This is a genomic window from Staphylococcus sp. HGB0015 (assembly GCF_000411275.1).
Lineage (GTDB): Bacteria > Bacillota > Bacilli > Staphylococcales > Staphylococcaceae > Staphylococcus > Staphylococcus schleiferi.
Genome location: NZ_KE150418.1, coordinates 379,981 through 401,064 on the forward strand (window position 1 = coordinate 379,981; position 21,084 = coordinate 401,064).

Below are 21,084 nucleotides of genomic sequence, written 5' to 3' on the forward strand. Positions count from 1 at the left end.
AATGAGTGTAACAATCACAAAAAAGAGGGTGCAATGCGGATTGCTGACAAGTGATTTTTAAAAGATGTATTTGTGAAAAAATGAATTAAAAGTTTATTTAAAATAGTAAAAAAGTAAAATGAGTGAACAATACTTTTATTTAAGCTTAAAAATTTGTTTGCAATATAGTATAAAAACGCTTACAATTCTATCGATATAGTCATCTAGTCATTAGATGTCTATTTAAGGAGAAAGAGATATGAGGGGGATCCAAAAATGAATACCTTATTAATGATTGTGGCGTTAAGTGCTGTTATTGCGCCATTTATATGTTTGGTATTATTACGTATGTCTGCACTTGTGGGGATGACGATTAGTGCCATAGTTGTCACTGTATTAGGGTTCTTTGTATGGGGAATCGATGCAGGTGTCATTGGTGCTTCTCTATTACAAGGGACACATAAAACATTAACGATTATATTAATTTTATTCGGTGCATTAACTTTATTAAATACATTAAGAGAAACAAACGCTGTCGCACGTATTAATGCGAGTTTTCAAAGCATCTCAAGTGATATGCGTATTCAAGTGATTATCGTTGCCTTTTTATTTGGTTCACTCATTGAAGGGGCATCAGGATTTGGGACACCTGCAATGGTGACGGCGCCTTTAATGGTGGCTTTAGGCTTTAGACCTATTGTCAGTGTCACAACGGCATTGATTGCGGATAGTATTTCCGTTTCATTTGGTGCAGTAGGGACGCCAATATTAGTCGGTTTAAGTACACTTAAAAATGCGGTTGATACATTGTTTTCACAAACTGCGATTCACATTACACTGATCGATTTATTAAGTGGTGTCTTTATTCCATTGATGATTGTAGCGACAATGGTTATCTTTTTTGGTCAATCTCATAAGTTAAAGGCGATTTTAGAAATGGTACCTTGGACGTTAATTGTAGGGGTAGCTTACGCTGTTTCTGCATGGGGATATGCAACTTTAATCGGTCCAGAATTTGTATCGATTTTAGGTTCATTAACTGCTTTAGTTGTCGCAGTACTTATGACTAAAAAAGGTTGGTTCGTACCTAAAAATGAATGGAAAGACGCATTAGTGGAGGATCATATCGAAGCAGATTTATCTCAACCACATGAAATGAATTTGTTTTCAGCATGGTCACCGTACTTAATTGTGGTCGCTTTATTACTCTTAACACGTATTGTAGAACCCATTAAAGCTTTTACAACGAAGACGCTCGATTTATCATGGAACCATATTTTAGGTTACGATACAATCTCGTCTAGTTGGCAATTATTGTATTCACCAGGAACTATTTTATTTATAGCAGCAATCTTTGCGGTGATTATTCAACGTAAATCATTTAAAAACTTAGGGAAGGCGTGTAAAGATTCTGCCAAAACGATTCGCACAACAGGGATTACACTTGTCGCAACTTTGGCAATGGTCCATGTCTTTAGTAACTCAGGCTTAAATACGAAAGAATTGATTAGTATGCCGGAATACATAGCGAATGGTATGGCGCATACGTTTGGTGATATGTGGCTCTTTGTTGCTCCGTTTTTAGGCGCACTGGGATCATTCATCACAGGAAGTGCAACCGTTTCGACACTGACTTTTGCGCCAGTTCAAGCCAATATTGCGCATACGATTGGTGCAGATCTCTATACCGTTTTAGCCGCACAAGTCATTGGTGGTGCAGCAGGGAACATGATCTGTGTCCATAACGTTGTGGCGGTATGTGCGGTGGTCAATATGGCAGGTAAAGAAGGCGGCGTCATTCGTAAAACGTTAGGACCTGCACTCCTTTATTGTGCACTCGTTGGATTGAGTGCCTACATTTTCGTTACATTTTTCTTTTAACTCATGAGTGCAATAGATCGAAGGCACAGTGATTCCAATTGAGTCGTCTGTATAGACGTCATGAGGTAAAACATTAGAATAGTTGTCTTTAAGTGGCTGTGCAAACACTTGTTCAATTTGCACATTATCTAGGCGGGACAATGAAATCAAATCGATTTCTGTCCTGTCTTTTTTTATACCTTTATAAAAGGAAAAGTGCTTAATTGTAAACTAAAATATATAATAAGTTTACAATTAAAAGTGGAATGATTAAGATATGGTTTGTAAAGATTTTTTAAAGAGGTGAATGAATTTGAAACTTTTTGTGACTGGAACAGCCACAGATATTGGAAAAACATATGTGACAAAGCATTTATTTCATTTTTTACAGCGACAGGGGTGGCGTACGACAATCTTCAAGCCCTTTCAGACTGAGATGCTAGCTGATGGCACTTATCCCGACTTAGAAAGTTACAAAAGGGACTGTGGTTTGAGTTATGAAAGAACGTCACTTTATACATTTAAAGATCCGGTTTCTCCACATTTAGCTTTTAAGCGTGAGCCGCAACAGCATTTTGATCTTCAATCCGTTATTAATCGTATCCAAACGTTAGACGCACAGTTTGATATTGTCATTATTGAAGGCGCAGGTGGTATTGCTGTTCCGATATACGAAGGAGAAACTGAATTTTATATGACGACAGATTTGATTCGTGAAACAGCAGATTTAGTTCTGACGATTTTACCTGCGCAATTAGGTGCCATTAGTGATGCTGTCGTTCATCATCATTTTATCCAGTCGATGACCTTACCACCGACGTTATTTATGCTCAATCGCTATCAACATCGTCCATTAGAACAAGATAATTTAGAAACGATAGAAAAAATAACAGGTCAATCACTTGAAGTGTTCCCAGAAAATGGAACAGCATTAGACTTTTCAGAATCTTTCTTATCAAAAATTAAAGGAGCGGTTAATGATGAAACATAAGGCATTAGTTCAAAAAGATTTAGAGTATGTATGGCACCCTTTTACGCAGATGGGGGTGTATGCTGAAAAAGAACCCATTATTATCGAAAGCGGCAAGGGAAGTTATTTATATGATACAAAAGGACGTCGTTATTTAGATGGTTATGCTTCTCTATGGGTTAATGTACATGGCCATCAAAATCAGCAGTTAAATCGCGCAATTCAAAAGCAGTTAAAGTCCATTGCGCACTCAACCCTTTTAGGTTCATCCAATATTCCTTCCATCAAGCTTGCGGAAAAGTTAGTCCAAATCACACCTGAACGGTTGAAAAAAGTGTTCTATTCAGATACAGGGAGTGCAGCTGTTGAAATCGCTATTAAAATTGCATATCAATATTGGAAAAATAAAGACCCTGAAAAGTATGCGAAGAAAAATAAATTTCTGACCTTACATCAAGCTTATCATGGCGATACGATTGGATCGGTGAGTGTTGGTGGAATTGATACATTTCATCGCATTTTTAATGACTTAATCTTTGAAAATATCCAAGTACCATGTCCCTCTTTTTATCATAGTGATGCTGAATCAGAAGCGGCGATGACAGCGCGCATACTCGACCAAATCGAAAAGCTATTACAAACGCGCGGTGATGAAATTGTGGGGTTTGTTATTGAGCCATTAATTCAAGGTGCAACAGGCTTATTTGTGCATCCTAAAGGCTTTTTGAAAGCTGTGGAACAATTATGTAGAAAGTATGATGTGTTACTAATTGTTGACGAAGTGGCAGTTGGTTTTGGTCGTACTGGCAAGATGTTTGCATGTGAGCATGAAGATGTGCAACCTGATTTGATGTGCTTAGGCAAAGCCATCACAGGAGGCTATGTTCCGCTTGCTGCAACGTTAACGTCACAAGAAATATATGATGCCTTTTTAAGTCATACGCATGCTGAAAAGACATTTTTTCACGGTCATACGTATACAGGAAACCAAGTCGTATGTGCCGTAGCATTAGAAAATATTAAATTATTTAAAAAGCGTCATCTCATATCGCAAATTCAAAAAACGTCACAAACGCTTGCACAACAGTTACATACGTTATCGACGCATCCTTATGTAGGAGATATTCGAGGCAGAGGTTTGATGTATGGTGTAGAACTCGTCGCAAATAAAGAACAAAAGACGCCGTTAGCAATAGAAAGTGTAGAAGCCATCATTGATCAGTGTAAACAAGAAGGGCTGATGATTCGAAATTTAGAAAATGTCATTACATTTGTGCCCGTTTTAAGTATGTCGAACAAAGAGATTAAAAAAATGGTGCGCATTTTCAAAAAAGTGCTTTTAAATCAGTATCGTGTTGAATCGGAGGGAGGCGCCTCTCGATGAACTTAGAACAAAAGCTAGCCAAAATTAAGGCACAAGGTCATTTTAGAGCACTCAAACCCGTTGAACGGTTAGAAGGAAAATGGCTGACAATGAACGGACAAAAGTTACTCAATTTTACTTCCAATGATTATTTAGGCTTAGGTCAAGCGCCCTTCTCTCTCAATGTTACAGATGAAAAACATTTAGCTGCCATTGAAAATTTGGCGAGTTCAAGATGGGTCAGTGGCAACGCTGAAATATATGAAGTAATCGAAACGACAATGAGCCAATATTTTGGTTTTGAAGCAGCGCTTATAACGAATAGTGGTTATGATGCCAATTTAGCTGTATTTCAAGCTTTTCAAGATGAATCTGTTGTTGTGTTTTCTGATGCAGAGAACCATGCGAGTTTGATTGATGGTATTCGCTTAAGTCGTATGGATAAAGAAATCTATCGACATCGAGATGTGCAACATTTGGAAAATTTGTTGGCACAATATCCAAAATCAAAGACCAAAATCATTGTGACAGACAGTGTGTTTTCAACGAACGGTGGACTTGCGGATTTACAACAGCTTGTTCAACTAAAAAAGCACTATCCGAATACATGGCTTTTTGTAGATGACGCCCATGCATTTGGATTAAGGTTGCATTCATATTATGAAGATATTGATATTTTAACGACCAGTTTATCGAAAGCAGTAGGTGCACATGGAGGCGCGATATTATGTTCCGCATTGTTTAAAACAGTATTGATTAACACTGCACGGGCACTCATTTATTCAAGTGCACTGCCACTCTTTAATTTATATCGCATTCAAAACAATCTTAGCTTGATGTTGAAAGATACAGAGCGAAGTCAAAAGATACAACAGTTAAGTCAAAGTTTTAATGAATTACATGCTGAATATACGCAAAAACGCTATCCAGAGATGGCTTTGTCTCCAATTAAACAAATCCCATTTACTGATAATACAAAGGCTGCAAAGGCACAAGAACAATTGAACGCACAGGGCATATTATTAAGCCTCTTTCGATATCCAACAGTCCAACAGCCCATTTTACGCATTTCACTTTCTTGGTTACATGATAAACATGACATTGAGCGACTTTTTGAAGTCATGGAACAAATTCAGTGAAGGAGGCCGAACATGTACAGTGTAAAAATGAGAGCCAATCAAAATGAGCAACATACAAGCGGTGCAGAAACGATTTGTGAAAAAGAGCAGATTGTTGATGTGATTCAAACATTTTTTGAAAAGGGATTTCATCATGAAAATGGAGAAGCGGATTTTTTAAATTTAAAAATTGAAAAAGTGACTCAACCATTAATGCGTCTACCGGCATTATCAATCATCGATCGTCCAAATGATAAGATTGCGCAATTATGCAATGAAAATGGTATTACACAAGAGGCGTTAAATAAAGGGATGGCATACATTTTTAATTCGATTCAATATTCGGGGGCGTTGATTTTAAGTGCACAAACGGGAGAACGACTAGATCGAAGTGGTGACAGAGGTATACGTGTCACACAATTTTGCTTTGATGACCAAGGACCTCAAACCTACACGGCTCGAGTCAAAGATGCACTGGCTATTGCAAGTTGTACGACTGCTTCGCCCTATGTCAAAGGGGAACTCTGCGTATCCGATGATTTGAACTATACAACGGGATATTTTGCGACACGTCGAACAGGCTATCATCGGATTCATCAAATCAAGGCAGTAGGGACGCGTCAAGGTGGACGTATTATTTTTGTTGATGACCGTATTCATCTTGAACACTATGTCACTTTTTTAGAACAGCAGCCGAAACAAATTACGACATTGGATGGCTCAAAGGAAAAATAGGAAACGCAATAGATAGCCGCTGTTCTTGATTTTTTAAAGGTACTTTTCTGACTCAAAGTGACGCATACCATCTATAACACTATTGATACTGATACACCATATTATTCTAAAAATCGACGTCTTATCCTAATACCTAAAAAGAGGCCTAAAAAAAGAGTAATACTGTGGCAACTTGTATTTGCCAATGAGCAGTAATATGGAGTGCTGGCAAAAGAACAAAGAGCACGATATAAACAAAAATCATATAAGAAATAAAAAATAGGAAAGTGAGTATTCTTTTTTTCATTTTAATCTCTTTCATTAGATAATGATGTCCCATGATACTTGAATGATTTGAATCATACCATAAGGCAAAAATAAAAATACTTTAAGTATATTTTAAACAATTGAGAACGAAAATAAAAGATGCGCTTAAGTAGTAAGATTCATACTTATCGCGCATCTTTTTAGCGTATTTTATTATGCTTGACTTTTATTTAGTTGTACGACGTTTAAGAAGAAGTAAACCGCTACCTAAAGCGAATAAAACGCCACCAATGATTGCAGGTGTAGCAGAAGCCGTTTCACCTGTTGCTGGTAATACTTTTTGACCTTGAGATTTGTTCATGCCCATAGCCATGTCTGCTTTAGTTGGTTGAACGAAACCACGATCGTTTGCTGGAGAATAGTCTTGCTTCATTTCGTCTTTAGTTGGTTGGACAAAACCACGATCATTTTCAGCTAAATAACCTTTTTTCAACTCGTCATTTGTTGGTTGAACGAAACCATGATCATTTTCAGGTGTGTAGTCCTTGTTAGTGCTATAATTCGTCGGTTGAACAAAACCGTGATCATTTTCAGCTAAATAGCCCTTTTTCAACTCATCGTTTGTCGGTTGAACGAAACCATAATCGTTTTCAGGTGTATAGGCTTGATAGATTTCATCGTTTGTTGGTTGAACAAAGCCGTGATCATTTTCAGCTAAATAACCTTTTTTCAACTCGTCATTCGTCGGTTGAACGAAACCATGATCATTTTCAGGTGTGTAGGCTTGATAGATTTCATCGTTTGTTGGTTGAACAAAGCCATGATCATTTTCAGCTAAGTAACCTTCTTTCAATTCATCATTCGTCGGTTGAACAAAACCAGGGTCGATCACATGTGCTGCTTGATTGTTTTGTGATGAAGCCTCTGTAGTTGATGCCTCTGCTGAACCAGGTTGTCCCGCGAGGACTAACGTCGATAATAAAGCTGTTGAACCGAGTAAATATTTCATTTTCATTTTTCATAACTCCTTTATATTAACTTACAATGATATGGGAATAGTGATGCTATTAAATATTGAAGTGGTATAGGTTTAAGTATAAAAAGAATGGAATAACTATGGGAGTTTTTAAAATAACTAAATTAATAACATTCTATCCTCTTGTTTGCAATATAACACAAGTGTATATAAAAATTCATTTATTTGAGTTGTGTTTAATGAAAAGTTAAGAAATATGTTACTTTCAAAAAGGGATTCTGAATCAATTATTAAAAATTTTATGTTTTAAATCATAAAAAAATCCCTTTTAGCCGAAAGATTTCGAGCTAAAAGGGTGAGGTGAATCAGGTCGTTTCATATTAATTAGAATGTTTTAGCAACTTCTTGTGCTTTTTGGATTGCAGCGTTTTTGATTTCTTCGCTACGTTCTGGTTCAGCGTTGTGACCTTCGATGATTACTGTTTCATAAGAAGGCACGCCATAGAAGCCCATCATTGTTCTTACATATCGGTCACCAAGTTCTAATTCTGCACCAGGACCTTCAGAATAGTAGCCGCCACGTGCTTGAATGTGCAACGCTTTTTTGTCAGTTAATAAGCCTACTGGACCTTCTGAAGTGTATTTAAATGTTTTACCAGCAACAGAAACGGCATCTAAATATGCTTTAAGTACAGGAGGAATAGATAAATTCCACATTGGAGAAACAAAAACATATTTATCTGCGTTGATAAATGTTTCTACAATTTCATTTAAGCGATTTACTTTACGACTTTCGTCTTCAGTTAATTGTTCGCCATTTTGTAATTTACCCCAACCAGAGAAAACATCTGCATCAATTTGAGGAATATCTTCTTTAAACAAGTCGATGTGTACTACTTCATCTTCAGGGTGTGCTTGTTCGTAAGCTTCTTTGAATGCTTTCCCTGCTGCCATAGATGATGATACAAGTTCATTTAATGGATGTGCTGTAATGTAAAGTAATTGAGTCATATTTAATACTTCCCTTTCTTTATCGAATTCATAATCTCATTATAACAAGTATAAAAAATATATCAACAATAAAATCTCGAATTCGTAATATTTTTTGCCTATCCATCAAAAAAAGTGTCTTATCATAACTGATATGACGGTATTTTTCCTTAAATGTAAAGTTTTTGTTAAGGGTGAAAATTGAATAAATTACTTTGGATGTGGAATGGATATTGAATATTCCAAAGAGAGTTTCCTTTAGCTGAGAGCCAACAATGTTTGCATTTTTTTATAATCTGTACCTATAATGGACACGATTCAAAGTGTAATAAGAAATAAGGAGGTCTTCAAAATGAAGGTCGGAATTATCGGTGCAACAGGCAAGTCAGGTCGTTTGATTACAGATGAAGCGCTAAAAAGAGGATTAGATGTCACGGCAATCGTTAGAGATGCATCTAAATTAGAGCAATCTGAAGTAAAAGTATTGGAGAAAGATATTTTTGATTTGACGACTAAGGATTTATCCGTGTTTGATGTTGTGGTCAATGCGTTTGGCACGCCGATTGGACAAACACAGCCGCATATTGATGCAGGATGTGTACTCATTGAAGCTTTGAGTGGAACAGAAACACGTTTAGTCGTATTAGGGGGTGCAGGCAGTTTATATGTGGATACCTCACGTAAGCAAAATGGCTTTTCAGCAGGCACTGTTCCAGATTTTGCATATGAAATCGCGATAGGACAAGCTAAAAATTTAGAGGATTTACAAGCAACTTCGAATTTAAATTGGACATTTGTGAGCCCATCAGCATTTTATGATCCAGAAGGGCCACGTACAGGTCGATATCGTATCGGTGGAGATGTCATGTTATATAATTCAGATGGCGAAAGTTATTTAAGCTATCCTGATATGGCACTTGCAATTGTCGATGAAGTTGAAAGTGGCGATCACAATCGACAACAAATGACTGTCGTTAGCGAAAAGCATATTTAGCATAAATATGGAGACGAAAATGAATCCCAAAATAAATAGCGCTAAGATGATTGTGAATAGAAAATCGTCTTAGCGCTTCTTTTTTTATGATTGAGATGGTGTGTATTTTCTTTCCACAATAAAAAACTGATAAAGCTGAAAGATGACGATTAAGCTCATTGTAATTGTGATAACAATGATATAAGGGATAAAGCTATGTTCGCCTTGTAAGCCAACAAGCGGTGTGGCAATCGCGCCGATAAAATATTGCATGAGTCCAACCAAACTTGATGCACTCCCAATGCCTTTTTGTTGACCTTCCATCGCAATTGCAAAGCCTAAAGTTCCAATACCTGCCACAGGGGCAACTATAAGTAAGAATGCTGGCAACAAAATCCATAGGCTAAGATGATTAAGAAGTGCAACAATTGCAATACCAGTTCCAATTAATTGAATCATTGAATAAATGCGAAACAGTGTGTGCTGATTGATATGCTCGACTAATCGGCCTGTTAATTGTGCTGTCCCAATTAACCCAATACCTGTCAAAGCAAAAATATAGCTATATTGTTGGGCAGTGAGATGATAAATATTTTGCATAATAAATGGAGAAGCAGCTAAATAACCGAAAAACATGGCAAAAGTAAACCCTTGAATTAACATCGGAACAACAAATGAACGGCGCGTTAACAGCAATTTAAAGTCAGCTATGACACTTTTGAAGTTACCTTGACGACGTAGCTCGGGCGGTAGCGTTTCATCAATTTTGAAGTGGGCACCTAGCAGCATCAGTAATGCCAAAATAGCAAGTATCCAAAAAAGTATTCTAAAATCACCAAAGCTCAAGATTGCGCCACCAAACATAGGCGCTAAAACAGGTGCAGCACCATTGACAAGCATGAGCATAGCTAAAAATTGTGTGAGTGCTTTTCCTTTATATAAATCTGTCGCAATTGCCCTTGCTAAAACGATACCCGCACCTCCAGAGACACCTTGAATAAATCGGAAAATGATAAGCAGTGTAATGTTAGGTGTAAGTGCGATTGCTACTGAAGATAAAATATAAACGATTAAGCTAGTTGTTAAAGGTTTTTTACGTCCTGTATTATCCGAAAGTGTCCCCAGTACAACATTTCCTACTGCAAGGCCTACCATAAAAAATGTGAGTGTGAGTTGTACATGGGCCGTAGTGGTATTCAACATCGATTTGACTTCAGGTAATGCAGGTAAATACATATCAATTGAAAGCGGACCAAATGCAGATAGTCCGGCCATAATTAAGATGAATATACGTGATATACGTTTTTCTTTCATCATTGTTTCTCCTTTTTCTATTTAAGATTTGACGCCCTATACCATAAAAAGAACACGGAAATCAAAGGGGAGACTTCCGTGCTGAATGCTGTTTCATGTTGTTGTTTTGAATCCCTAAATTGAACTTATGGCGCATTACACCATTGCACCTCTATGATATTGATGATCCTTCAAAATGTTGCATAAATTAAGACTGAACACCACGAACAAAAATTTTCAAGACGCGGTCAACAAATTGTTCTGAAGGAATCTTTTTAACATAATGCTGATATTCAAAGACATCTGCAGAAAATGAATTCAATAATAAATCGGCATGAAAATCAGGATCCGATACAATGTTTAATTGTGTGATACAGGCCACTGCTTCATCTTTCAGCTTTAAATAAAAAGGTGTTTGCATCATGACACGATTTTGCTTATCTTTGCGTTCTATTTCTTTGAGTAAGTCGACGTGATCTTCCATCAGTTGAATTAACGTTAAAAAAATAAAACGAAGTACTTCTTGTTGGTCTGAAACACGTTGCTTTTGTTGCTCAATTTTTTCGAACATCGCTTCAATGTGATGTTCAAGTAAGGCATGACAAATCTCGGATTTATCGGAAAAATGACGATAAAGTGTGCCGGTACCAATTTGAGCTGTTTCTGCTATTTTTTTCATGCTGACCTTTTCGACTTCATTATTGTTAAAGAGTGTTTGTGCGGTTTTCATAATCAGTTGTTCATTTTTAATCGCGTCACTACGTTTGGCCATGCTCTCCCTCCGTACGTATCATTGTTTGTCTTAGACGAGATTAATTATAAATGAGATGGGTGTCCGCTTACGAATTTTCTGCTCCAACAAAGATTGTAGCCATTCTTTTTGATGTGAGGTATTTGAATCGTAAAGGCTTAAATCTTTTTTACTAAGTAGTCAAAGAAGGTTAGAATGCGTTTATTTTTAACTGAGAAAAGTGTATTTAATGCTTACAAAAGTCTGCAAATAAAGAAAAAGCTAAAAACGTGATAGACACGCTTCTAGCTTTTTCTTTCATCTAATATTTTTTTTGCTTATGATTGCGCAATATTGACTAAAATTTTAGCTTGAGATTTATCGCTGACTAATTGTTTAAATCCTCTTTCAACGATATCTTCAAGTTGGATATGGTCAGTGACCACACCTTTTACATTTAAGTTGCCTTCAGCCATTAAATCAATAGTTTGTTGGAAAGTCGTTGGTGTATATGCAATTGTTGATGTTAGTTTCACACCAGTATTTGTTAATTGCATTGGATGCCATTCAATCGGTCTACCAAAAATAGAAACGATAACGACAGTACCACGTGGTTTTGTAATATTGATTGAATCTTTCAATGTTTGTGCCACACCTGCAACTTCAAATGTAACATCTACACCATTTTCAGTATGTTCAGCAATGTAATCTTCTACATTTTCTTTACCGGAATTAACGGCATGCGTTGCGCCAACTTCTCTCGCTTTAGCTAAACGTTCTTCAGATAAATCGAAGACAAAGATTTGGCTTGCCCCAGCTGCTTTAGCCGCAATAACGTTTAGTAATCCGATAGGGCCCGCACCAATAATGGCAACCGTATCTCCGAAGAGAAGGCCACTTTCTTTAACGGCTTGTACTGCGACAGCTGTTGGTTCTACAAGAGCACCTTCTTCATCTGAGACATTGTCAGGCAAGCGGTAAATGTTTTCTGCAGGAACATTGGTATATCTTGCAAAACCACCGTCAGAACCTAAGCCAACAAAACTGTATCCATCATACAAATCAACGTTTTCTTCTTTTTCGTGTTTTGAAACGGTAGGGTTAACGACAACACGTTCGCCAACTTCAAAATCTTTCACGTCTGAACCCAATTCGTAAATAACGCCAGCAAATTCATGTCCCAATGTTACAGGGGCAGTTTGTCCTAGGAATGGATCGGGTTGATCAGTCGAAATAAAGATAGGCCCCTCTAAGTATTCGTGTAAATCTGTACCACAAATACCTGCCCAATTGACTTGAACTCGGACTTCGTTAGCACCTAATGGTCGAAGTTCGCGTTCCTCAACACGTACATCTTTTTGTCCGTACCAAACTGCTGCTTTCATCTTAAGCACCTTCTTCTATAATATTTACACCTTTATTATATTCCTATTTTTTGCGGAAAACAATGGTTGTAAATAATAAATTCAAAATTATATAAAAAATAATGAATTGTCGGAAATAAAAAATGAGATTTATTTAAGTTGCGCTTCAATAAAGGGGAGAAATGCTTATTTTCGATAATTATTAAAAATGGATAGTAGCATTGCGGGGCTAGATTAAGCATAATTTTTAAACAGCAAAAAAGGGGCAGGACGACGTATTTAAATGTACGACAATCCTGTCCCCTAAAGCGTTAGGTTATATATTATTATTTAAGTAAGTGATCGTATTTAGATGTGTCTAATCCTTGAGATTTTGCTTTTAGGATGATTTCTTGAACGCTGTGTAAACCTTGTTTGTCAAAGTAATCTTTTACACGTTGTTTTGTTTGAGGATTTGCGTTTTCATCTACTAAGACATCGATATATGTGAGTTCATGTTCTAATAATCTTGAATCGTCATGTAAAATAATACCGTTTTGAGCGATGACACTTGCGTGTGCATTTTGGCTTAAAGCAACTGCTCCTGTAGATAAAATACCAACTGCTAAAGTTGAAACTAATAATTTCTTCATATTATGCAACTCCTTTAAATTTATATACACAATATAACACAGTTATATGGTAAATATTACATTACTGAGTATATTTAATAATCGTTAATAATTATTTAATAATTGAGCAAAATACTTGCATTGTTTTATCTAAATAAGTTATGGAGTTGTTTTAATAAAAGTTTTTAAAATAAAAATATGTCACATAAACATGAATGATTCAAGGTTTACGGGGATATTTCAAGCGTTTTTGATAGAAAAGATCTGATAAAAAACTGATAATGTATGATCTTATTATTATTAGGTCAAAACAATATTAAAACCGAATTCTTAAATGTATTTTCGGTGGAAAAATAAAAATAGGCGGCTGGTCCTCTTCTACGATTATCTTTAGAGTAGAAAAAGTCAGTCGCCTATTTGGGATGGGAAGACAAAAAATTGATGGTCTAGCCCAACCCGAAGAACACTTTATTTAAAATAGCTTTAGTCTATAGGAATATTTTTATCAGTTTGATCATTACGCATATCTTTAGGAAGTCTTACATTAAGCATGCCATTTTGATAAGCTGCTTTAATTTGAGTAGCATCCACATGATCAAAACTAAATTGACGTTGAACATTGCGATAGCTTCGTTCTTTATGGATGATGCGTCCTTCCTCATCTTCGTTGTTATTTTCAACTGTATTTTGTGCAGCAATTGTTAAAATATTGTTTTCAAATTGCACGCGAATATTTTCTTTGTCCATACCAGGAAGTTCAGCTTCAACGATGTAGGCATCATCTAATTCTTTAATGTCAGTCGTAATGGCAGCTTGTGCAAAATTGTCGTCGAAAAAATGACGGCCAAAGTCTTTAAAAAAGTCACTTGGTTCCATATTGAAAAAAGAATTATTGAAAGGTTTCATTTCAAATGCCATAGTCCATCTCTCCTTGTATTGTTCATAATGATTTGAGAAAGGCACTTCATGAAGCTTTATCAAGCAAGCGCCTTTAACTTTATGGTTACAGTATACACCTAAAGTCAAAGATAGTCAAGGTCAAAGTTTGATTAAAAGTATTCCGTATATTTCTCAGTTTCAAAATTAAAACTACGCGTGATACTGAGTGTTTTGGGTTGAGCTGGTATTTAAATGATAAGTTCAAGATGAAATGATATGATGAAAGTAACTACAAATGGATGGAGGGGTCGTTTTGAACGTAAGATATCCAATTGGTCAGTTAAATCTACCTACATCAATCACATTGAAGGCGATTCATCAATGGTTAGATGAGATTGAAGGTTATGTACAAAATTTAAAGGAAGTTGTTGGGAACCTTAGCGAAAAAGAATATCACCAAACATATCGTGAGGGTAGCTATACAGTGAGACAACTTGTCCATCATATCGCAGATTCACAAATCAATATGTATTATCGTTTAAAAATGGCATTAACAGATAATCAGCTGAAAATTGCAGAGTTCCAGCAAGATGTGTGGGTCCAGTTACCAGATTATCAACTTCCTGTAGACATCTCTATACAACTTTTAGAAATGATTAACAAACGTATTATAGCGATTGGCCGACAGTTATCAGAAAGTGATTTAACACGTACTTTCTTATTAGAAGGTACAGGTGAAATTTCAGTAGGGGAAACAATCGCAAAGTTATCTTGGCACGAGCGCCATCACTTGGCTCATATTCAAATAGCCCTCGGCAAAAGTGAGGTATCTTTATAACATTGAAGTCACTTTTAATAAGGTTAAAGCCATTTTATGATGTAATTTTCTATAAAGATTAAGAGGGATAATTGAAAATATTTAGCCTATTTTATTAATTAGCATAGACTGAAAATTCATGTTTGAATCAATGCATTGTCACAAATAGTTTTTAATTTGGGGTATAATTACTTTGTAATTAATTTAAAGTAATGCTATACTAGATTAAAATAATTCTAAACTAGAGGTGTGAATAACATGAGCAATAACAACGAATCGAAATTGACGGGCTTATTCGGTCATCCTGTGGGTGATCGTGAGAATTCTATGACTGCTGGACCAAGAGGACCTTTATTGATGCAAGACTGGTACTTTTTAGAACAAATGGCACACTTTGACCGCGAAGTCATTCCAGAACGACGTATGCATGCGAAGGGTTCTGGTGCGTTTGGTACATTTACAGTTACGAACGACATCACACAATATACACGTGCCAAAATTTTCTCAGAAGTGGGGAAACAGACAGAAATGTTTGCACGTTTTTCAACAGTCGCCGGGGAACGTGGCGCAGCTGATGCTGAACGTGATATTCGCGGTTTTGCTTTAAAATTCTACACTGAGGAAGGAAACTGGGATTTAGTGGGGAATAATACACCTGTTTTCTTCTTCCGTGACCCTAAATTATTCGCAAGTTTAAACCATGCTGTTAAACGTGATCCTCGTACAAACATGAGAAGTGCTCAAAATAACTGGGATTTCTGGACATCATTACCTGAAGCATTACACCAAGTAACAATTTTAATGACTGACCGTGGTATTCCTAAAGGATTCAGACATATGCACGGGTTCGGTTCACATACTTATGCCATGATCAATGCGCAAAATGAACGTGTTTGGGTGAAATTCCACTTTAGAACACAACAAGGTATTGAAAACTTATTAGATGAAGAAGCGGCACAAATTATCGCTAAAGACCGTGAATCTTCACAACGTGATTTGTTCAATGCGATTGAAGAAGGCAACTTCCCGAAATGGAAAATGTATATCCAAGTGATGACTGAAGAACAAGCAAGAAATCATAAAGATAATCCATTTGACCTTACAAAAGTGTGGTACAAAGGCGAATATCCATTAATTGAGGTCGGTGAATTCGAATTAAACCGCAACCCTGAAAACTATTTCATGGATGTCGAACAAGCTGCTTTTGCACCAACAAACATTGTACCGGGTATTGATTTTTCACCTGACAAAATGTTACAAGGTCGTTTATTCTCATACGGCGATGCACAACGCTATCGTTTAGGTGTGAACCACTGGCAAATTCCAGTGAACCAACCTAAAGGTGTAGGTGTAGAAAACATCTGTCCATTCAGCCGTGATGGTGCAATGCGTTTCTTAGATGGTAACCAAGGTGGTCAAACACATTACTATCCAAACAGCTACGGTGCGCATGAAAGCCAACCTGAATACAAACGTGCACCTTTAGAATTGAATGGTACGGCTTATGAGCACGACTTTAGAGAAGATGATGACAATTACTTCGAACAACCAGGTAAATTGTTCCGTCTCCAATCACCAGAGCAACAAGAGCGTATGTTTAAAACAACAGCAAGTGAAATGGAAGGCACAACAGACGAAGTGAAACGTCGTCACATTAAACATTGCTATCAAGCAGACGTCAACTATGGTACAGGTGTAGCGAAAGCACTTGGCATGGAAGATCAATTAGCGAGTATCATTGCTGAAATAGAAGCTTAAGTTTGTCCAGTTAAGGACGGTGGGGCTAGACTTTAGCAAGAGTAGAACGGTTTGCGAAGGTCTTTGTATATAGGTTTTTGCAAGCCGAGTCTCTTTGACGATTATGCAAATTTTTGAATGATTTTAAGATGAGACAGCGGGCACTTCATTTCAAGGTGATGGCACGTTGGTAGATTTAGAGGTTTAAGTGATGGGCTTCTTAATGTCACTTCACTTTTGTAAGCTATTTTTTAATGAGAGGTTATGACATGATATTAGATAAGATTAATCCTGATGATTTGTTTCCTACCGAGCGTGTTGAAACTTCTGTATTAGGTAAAATGCCATACACTGTTAAAGATATGACAAAAATTTATGACGCAGCTTATGTGGCAACAAATGAAAGACTAATATTGAACGTGGACATGGATGGTCAATTTTATTACCGTAATATTCAGTTTAATGAAATTAAAGAGATTAAATCGGACGAACATGAATTAAAAATTACATTTGATTACGGTGTCTTTACTTTAAAAGAATGTAACGCCGATGAAGTCAAAGCAATGTCAGATTATTTACACGCGAAAATGTAACAGAATGACGAATGACAAAGTCATGAACTTTGTACGAAAGATGTTTAAACCTTATAACAAAGGTTATTTGAATAAGTAAGAGATTTTATAAAAAACTAAACTAAAACAAGAAAGGTGCTGTTTTTCAATGGCTCAAGACAAAAAACAAGTAGTTGAAGACTTAAACTTACAATTATCAAACTTCACTGTATTATGGACTAAAATTCACAACTATCACTGGTATGTTAAAGGACATAACTTCTTCGCATTACACGAAAAATTTGAAGAACTTTACAATAAAGTTGCAGTTTATGTCGATGAAATTGCAGAACGTGCATTAGCATTAGAAGGTAACCCAGTGGGTAAAATGAGCGAAGTTTTAGAAGTATCTAGTATTGAAGAAGCTGAGTACGGAATTAGCGCAGAAAAAATGGTAGCGCAATTAGCAACAGACTTCGAAACAGTTGTAAAAGAATTGAAAGTCGCACAAGGTAATGCAGAAGAAGCTGGCGACGATCGTTCAGCTGATATGTTTATTGAAATTGCGACTGAATTAGAACACAATATTTGGATGTTAAAAGCATATATCGGTTAATATCAGTTTGAATTGCACGAACGAGAAGTGCAGTAAAAGAGAGAGCCAAACTTTCCTGACAATAGGAGGTTTGGCTCTTATTGTATTTACGATGTATTTGAGAACATCTAAAAATTAGAATGAGTAATGAAAGGTACGGTATGAAATAAGTAGCATCATATAAATAAGCAATCAACACAGTTCAAAAAGCTTAATATGATTCCAATAAGGGAAAGGATAGATAACAGGGCAAAGACAGGAATTAAATGATGGGGTATCATTTAAGACTGATTGCCGTGTTTAAGGTAGCGCTAAATAAAAACGTTAATGACATTTAGGTAGTGTTTTAAAAGTGAAATTGAACCTATAAATATTCAGAATTTTCAAATTGGCATAATACTTTCACTTAGAAAAGCGGACAATTTTAGAGATTTATATATTCATTTTCAAAAGTTTTCTGCTATTTTGCTCGTTTAGGCTGCCGTACGTTGTCATTAAAAACAAAGAGAGTTGAAAAAGATGGGGACAATTGATTTTGTAGTGTTTATTGTATATTTTGCTGTATTAATTACGATTGGTGTTTTAGGGGTATTAAAAGCGAAATCCTCTGAAAAGTATATGGTCGCTGACCGTAACTTAGGATTGTTTATGTTATTTGGTTGTTTAACCGCAGTGTTTTTAGGAGGTTCATCGACGATTGGATCGTCACAACTCGGTTATGAAATTGGTTTCTCTGGATTTTGGTTTGTTTTTGCCTTAGGTGTAGGGATTACCATTTTTGGTCTGTTTTTATTGGATCGTATTATGGATTTGCGCGTGATTACCATCAGTGAACTGTTGTACAAGTTGTTTGGACATCGTGTACGAATTATTGGTGCGGTTGTTACAGCGATGTATACTTTAATGATTTGTGTGACACAAGTGATTGCGATGGGCTCTGTCGTTTCTCAAATTTTCCATTGGCCGATGCTGACGTCTATCCTTGTGGGTGGTGGCGTAGTGTTTATTTATACGATACTTGGAGGCATGTGGACGCTCTCCATCACAGATGTAATACAATTTTTGGTCATGACCATCGGGATGTTTTTAATTATGTTGCCGATTAGTTTATATAGTGTCGGAGGCTTGCCATCTTTACTACATCAAATGCCAGCTTCACATTTAAGCTTTTTTAATATCGGCTTTGGAGAGATTGTAAATTATTTTATAACGTATACGCTCGGTGTCATGGTGGGACAAGATATTTGGCAACGCTTTTTTACTGGGAAGACGAAACGTATCTCTAAAACATCAGGCATCCTTGTAGGTATCTATAGTGCGTTATACTCTATTGTCATGGTCATTATCGGAATGTGTGCCTATGTTTTATTTCCGCATATTCAAAATACGCAAAATGTTTTTGCGCATATGGCTTTTGAAACGTTACCATCGGGGTTACTAGGTATCGTTTTTGCGGCACTAATCGCAGCAATTATGTCAACGGCATCAGGAACTTTATTAGCATCAGCAACGATTATTTCTAATGACTTACTCAAGCCTTATTTGTTTAAAAACATGGAAGATCAACAATTTTTAGGTGTGACACGATTGACGACATTTTGTTTAGCTGTCGTGGCTATTATCATATCGATATGGGTCAAAGAAGTTCTCGTGGCGATTGATATCGCATACGCCATTTTAACGGGAGGCATGTTTATGCCGGTCGTATTAGGCTTGTTTATGAAGTGGTTAACACCAAAAGCTGCTATCTCTGCCATTATTGCGAGTGTAGTATTCATTTTACTTTCAATTTTCATTGTGGGTCCACAATCCAAATCGACGATATTTTATGCCATCATTATCAATGCTATAATATTGATAGTTGTATCATATTTTGATTCGAAAAAAGGTCAATATTATAGAGGAAAAAACGGACGTCAAGCAACATGATAGATTGATAACGTAAGGGGCGTGTGGCAATGCATTTATTAAATGATCATATTCAAGATATTGAAGTACCGGGAACGAGACAATTTGCGAATAGAGTAGATCAGTATCCAAATTGTTTAGATTTAACACTTGGACAATCTGATTTTCCTGTTGCTTCCTATGTGCAAGAAGCAATGGTGGAAGCGATACAGGCGGGTCAACTTAAATATACACATAACAAAGGATTAATCGAGCTGAGAAAGGCGATTTCTGAGTACAACGCGTCACGATTTGGTGTTAAATATGATCCTGAGACAGAAATCGTCGTTACAAACGGTGCATCAGAAGGGATTGACGATGTACTGAGAACAATATTGAATCCTGGAGATGAAGTGATTTTACCTGGACCGACCTATTTAGGGTACGAACCAATTGTTAAATTGCAAGGGGCAGAAGTCAAATGGATCGACACTTCTCACACAGGATTTGTACCGACGGCAGAGGCGATCAAAGCAGCTATTACACCGAAAACAAAGGCGGTTATGTTTAACTATCCGACAAATCCGACAGGGATGACGCTTTCACATGAAACGATTCGCGACATTGTAGCTGTATTAAAGGATACGTCTGTGTTTGTAATTACAGATGAAATCTATAGTGAGAATGTATTTGAAGGTCGACATCATTCATTTATGGAGTTTCCTGAGATTAGAGGGCAGCTTTTTGTTGTGAATGGTTTGTCTAAATCACATGCGATGACAGGTGCACGTGTCGGTTATGTGTTATCGACACCTGAGTTGATTGAAGAAGTAACTACAGTACATTTGTATAATTCTATTTGTGTCGCAACGCCGAGTCAATACGGTGCAATACGTGCTTTAAAAGAAGGGGACCAAGATATACAGAAAATGAACGCAGCTTACCGTGAGCGACGTGATTATATTTATGCGCGCTTAGTTGATATGGGATTGCCTGTGACGCTTCCACAAGGAACATTTTATATTTTCCCTGATGTTTCTGCTTATGATTCAGATTCCTTCCGTTTTTGCAATCAATTGTTAGAAACGGAACAACTGGCCATTGTGCCCGGGAAATCATTTTCGGATTATGCGGAAGGCTACGTCAGACTTTCTTTTGCGTGTGATATGGAGACCATTAAAGAAGCGTGTGATCGACTCGAACATTTTTTAAAACATTATGATGAATAACGAACTTAAACTAGGTTTTGTATACTTTTAGTGCGGAGATGTGAACGGCGCTCAAATGTATTTCAACACCTAGTTTTTTGTTGTACTTATTTTGATTTAGGTATTGTCGTAAAGGATGCTAAATGAACTTGAAAATGTGTGGTTTTAAGGAGGTTCAGTATGTCATAGGATGGACAAGTTT

19 protein-coding genes are annotated in these 21,084 nt (G+C 36.7%); 12 read left to right on the top strand and 7 right to left on the bottom strand.

Annotated elements, in window-relative coordinates:
* The first annotated feature begins 255 nt into the window (after positions 1-255).
* The 5 genes from HMPREF1208_RS08370 to HMPREF1208_RS08390 all read left to right on the top strand — a co-directional run bounded on the left by HMPREF1208_RS08370 (position 256) and on the right by HMPREF1208_RS08390 (position 6,025).
* Complete coding sequence (locus tag HMPREF1208_RS08370; RefSeq protein WP_016425929.1) at positions 256-1,860, top strand: L-lactate permease; 1,605 nt, start codon at positions 256-258, stop codon at positions 1,858-1,860.
* 292 nt (positions 1,861-2,152) lie between these two features.
* Positions 2,153-2,830, top strand: a complete 678-nt coding sequence (bioD, locus tag HMPREF1208_RS08375) for a dethiobiotin synthase (protein ID WP_016425930.1) — start codon at positions 2,153-2,155, stop codon at positions 2,828-2,830.
* A complete protein-coding gene (bioA, locus tag HMPREF1208_RS08380; RefSeq protein WP_126496483.1) occupies positions 2,820-4,193 on the top strand; it encodes an adenosylmethionine--8-amino-7-oxononanoate transaminase in 1,374 nt (457 codons plus the stop codon). Before bioD ends, bioA begins: the two co-directional genes overlap by 11 nt.
* Positions 4,190-5,311, top strand: coding sequence for an aminotransferase class I/II-fold pyridoxal phosphate-dependent enzyme (locus HMPREF1208_RS08385; RefSeq protein ID WP_016425932.1), 1,122 nt, complete (start codon positions 4,190-4,192; stop codon positions 5,309-5,311). The genes bioA and HMPREF1208_RS08385 overlap by 4 nt, the downstream gene beginning before the upstream one ends.
* Before the next feature lie 12 nt (positions 5,312-5,323).
* On the top strand, positions 5,324-6,025 hold the full coding sequence (locus tag HMPREF1208_RS08390) for a 6-carboxyhexanoate--CoA ligase (protein WP_016425933.1): 702 nt from the start codon (positions 5,324-5,326) through the stop codon (positions 6,023-6,025).
* A 472-nt stretch (positions 6,026-6,497) separates the two neighbouring features.
* Here the strand turns inward: HMPREF1208_RS08390 and HMPREF1208_RS08395 are convergent, their stop codons facing one another.
* Positions 6,498-7,286 (bottom strand): LPXTG cell wall anchor domain-containing protein, encoded by a 789-nt coding sequence (locus HMPREF1208_RS08395; protein ID WP_016425935.1) that lies wholly within the window; start codon positions 7,284-7,286, stop codon positions 6,498-6,500.
* A gap of 345 nt (positions 7,287-7,631) precedes the next feature.
* Positions 7,632-8,258, bottom strand: a complete 627-nt coding sequence (locus HMPREF1208_RS08400) for an FMN-dependent NADH-azoreductase (protein WP_016425936.1) — start codon at positions 8,256-8,258, stop codon at positions 7,632-7,634.
* Positions 8,259-8,589: 331 nt separating this feature from the next.
* Between HMPREF1208_RS08400 and HMPREF1208_RS08405 the strand changes: the two genes are divergently transcribed.
* Positions 8,590-9,231, top strand: a complete 642-nt coding sequence (locus HMPREF1208_RS08405; protein WP_016425937.1) for an NAD(P)-dependent oxidoreductase — start codon at positions 8,590-8,592, stop codon at positions 9,229-9,231.
* Between the two features lie 84 nt (positions 9,232-9,315).
* Here HMPREF1208_RS08405 and HMPREF1208_RS08410 read toward each other — a convergent pair whose 3' ends face one another.
* From HMPREF1208_RS08410 to HMPREF1208_RS08430, 5 genes are all read right to left on the bottom strand, one after another.
* On the bottom strand, positions 9,316-10,524 hold the full coding sequence (locus tag HMPREF1208_RS08410; protein ID WP_051116772.1) for a multidrug effflux MFS transporter: 1,209 nt from the start codon (positions 10,522-10,524) through the stop codon (positions 9,316-9,318).
* Positions 10,525-10,711: 187 nt separating this feature from the next.
* Positions 10,712-11,275 carry a TetR/AcrR family transcriptional regulator gene (locus tag HMPREF1208_RS08415; RefSeq protein ID WP_016425939.1) on the bottom strand — a complete coding sequence of 188 codons (564 nt, stop codon included), beginning with the start codon at positions 11,273-11,275 and terminating at the stop codon, positions 10,712-10,714.
* A gap of 296 nt (positions 11,276-11,571) precedes the next feature.
* Positions 11,572-12,618 (bottom strand): 2,3-butanediol dehydrogenase, encoded by a 1,047-nt coding sequence (locus tag HMPREF1208_RS08420; protein WP_016425940.1) that lies wholly within the window; start codon positions 12,616-12,618, stop codon positions 11,572-11,574.
* Positions 12,619-12,923: 305 nt separating this feature from the next.
* The gene (spn, locus tag HMPREF1208_RS08425) at positions 12,924-13,229 is read right to left on the bottom strand and encodes an SPIN family peroxidase inhibitor (RefSeq protein ID WP_016425941.1); all 306 of its coding nucleotides are present in this window, start codon (positions 13,227-13,229) and stop codon (positions 12,924-12,926) included.
* Positions 13,230-13,691: 462 nt separating this feature from the next.
* On the bottom strand, positions 13,692-14,126 hold the full coding sequence (locus tag HMPREF1208_RS08430) for an Hsp20/alpha crystallin family protein (RefSeq protein WP_016425942.1): 435 nt from the start codon (positions 14,124-14,126) through the stop codon (positions 13,692-13,694).
* A 274-nt stretch (positions 14,127-14,400) separates the two neighbouring features.
* Between HMPREF1208_RS08430 and HMPREF1208_RS08435 the strand changes: the two genes are divergently transcribed.
* From HMPREF1208_RS08435 to HMPREF1208_RS08460, 6 genes are all read left to right on the top strand, one after another.
* Complete coding sequence (locus HMPREF1208_RS08435) at positions 14,401-14,925, top strand: YfiT family bacillithiol transferase (protein ID WP_016425943.1); 525 nt, start codon at positions 14,401-14,403, stop codon at positions 14,923-14,925.
* A 237-nt stretch (positions 14,926-15,162) separates the two neighbouring features.
* Complete coding sequence (locus tag HMPREF1208_RS08440) at positions 15,163-16,662, top strand: catalase (protein WP_016425944.1); 1,500 nt, start codon at positions 15,163-15,165, stop codon at positions 16,660-16,662.
* A gap of 248 nt (positions 16,663-16,910) precedes the next feature.
* The gene (locus tag HMPREF1208_RS08445) at positions 16,911-17,234 is read left to right on the top strand and encodes a hypothetical protein (protein WP_016425945.1); all 324 of its coding nucleotides are present in this window, start codon (positions 16,911-16,913) and stop codon (positions 17,232-17,234) included.
* A 127-nt stretch (positions 17,235-17,361) separates the two neighbouring features.
* Entirely contained in the window at positions 17,362-17,808 is a 447-nt protein-coding gene (locus HMPREF1208_RS08450; protein ID WP_016425946.1) for a Dps family protein, read from the top strand.
* A gap of 498 nt (positions 17,809-18,306) precedes the next feature.
* Positions 18,307-19,716 (top strand): sodium:solute symporter, encoded by a 1,410-nt coding sequence (locus HMPREF1208_RS08455; protein WP_016425947.1) that lies wholly within the window; start codon positions 18,307-18,309, stop codon positions 19,714-19,716.
* A gap of 29 nt (positions 19,717-19,745) precedes the next feature.
* Entirely contained in the window at positions 19,746-20,903 is a 1,158-nt protein-coding gene (locus tag HMPREF1208_RS08460; RefSeq protein WP_016425948.1) for an aminotransferase class I/II-fold pyridoxal phosphate-dependent enzyme, read from the top strand.
* Positions 20,904-21,084: the final 181 nt, after the last annotated feature.

Excerpts from the sequence above, each read along its gene's own strand:
- HMPREF1208_RS08370 (WP_016425929.1), top strand. The coding sequence starts at position 256 with ATGAATACCTTATTAATGATTGTGGCGTTAAGTGCTGTTATTGCGCCA.
- bioA (WP_126496483.1), top strand. The coding sequence starts at position 2,820 with ATGAAACATAAGGCATTAGTTCAAAAAGATTTAGAGTATGTATGGCAC.
- HMPREF1208_RS08385 (WP_016425932.1), top strand. The coding sequence starts at position 4,190 with ATGAACTTAGAACAAAAGCTAGCCAAAATTAAGGCACAAGGTCATTTT.
- HMPREF1208_RS08390 (WP_016425933.1), top strand. The coding sequence starts at position 5,324 with ATGTACAGTGTAAAAATGAGAGCCAATCAAAATGAGCAACATACAAGC.
- HMPREF1208_RS08395 (WP_016425935.1), bottom strand. The coding sequence starts at position 7,286 with ATGAAAATGAAATATTTACTCGGTTCAACAGCTTTATTATCGACGTTA.
- HMPREF1208_RS08400 (WP_016425936.1), bottom strand. The coding sequence starts at position 8,258 with ATGACTCAATTACTTTACATTACAGCACATCCATTAAATGAACTTGTA.
- HMPREF1208_RS08405 (WP_016425937.1), top strand. The coding sequence starts at position 8,590 with ATGAAGGTCGGAATTATCGGTGCAACAGGCAAGTCAGGTCGTTTGATT.
- HMPREF1208_RS08410 (WP_051116772.1), bottom strand. The coding sequence starts at position 10,524 with ATGAAAGAAAAACGTATATCACGTATATTCATCTTAATTATGGCCGGA.
- HMPREF1208_RS08415 (WP_016425939.1), bottom strand. The coding sequence starts at position 11,275 with ATGGCCAAACGTAGTGACGCGATTAAAAATGAACAACTGATTATGAAA.
- HMPREF1208_RS08420 (WP_016425940.1), bottom strand. The coding sequence starts at position 12,618 with ATGAAAGCAGCAGTTTGGTACGGACAAAAAGATGTACGTGTTGAGGAA.
- spn (WP_016425941.1), bottom strand. The coding sequence starts at position 13,229 with ATGAAGAAATTATTAGTTTCAACTTTAGCAGTTGGTATTTTATCTACA.
- HMPREF1208_RS08430 (WP_016425942.1), bottom strand. The coding sequence starts at position 14,126 with ATGGCATTTGAAATGAAACCTTTCAATAATTCTTTTTTCAATATGGAA.
- HMPREF1208_RS08440 (WP_016425944.1), top strand. The coding sequence starts at position 15,163 with ATGAGCAATAACAACGAATCGAAATTGACGGGCTTATTCGGTCATCCT.
- HMPREF1208_RS08445 (WP_016425945.1), top strand. The coding sequence starts at position 16,911 with ATGATATTAGATAAGATTAATCCTGATGATTTGTTTCCTACCGAGCGT.
- HMPREF1208_RS08450 (WP_016425946.1), top strand. The coding sequence starts at position 17,362 with ATGGCTCAAGACAAAAAACAAGTAGTTGAAGACTTAAACTTACAATTA.
- HMPREF1208_RS08455 (WP_016425947.1), top strand. The coding sequence starts at position 18,307 with ATGGGGACAATTGATTTTGTAGTGTTTATTGTATATTTTGCTGTATTA.
- HMPREF1208_RS08460 (WP_016425948.1), top strand. The coding sequence starts at position 19,746 with ATGCATTTATTAAATGATCATATTCAAGATATTGAAGTACCGGGAACG.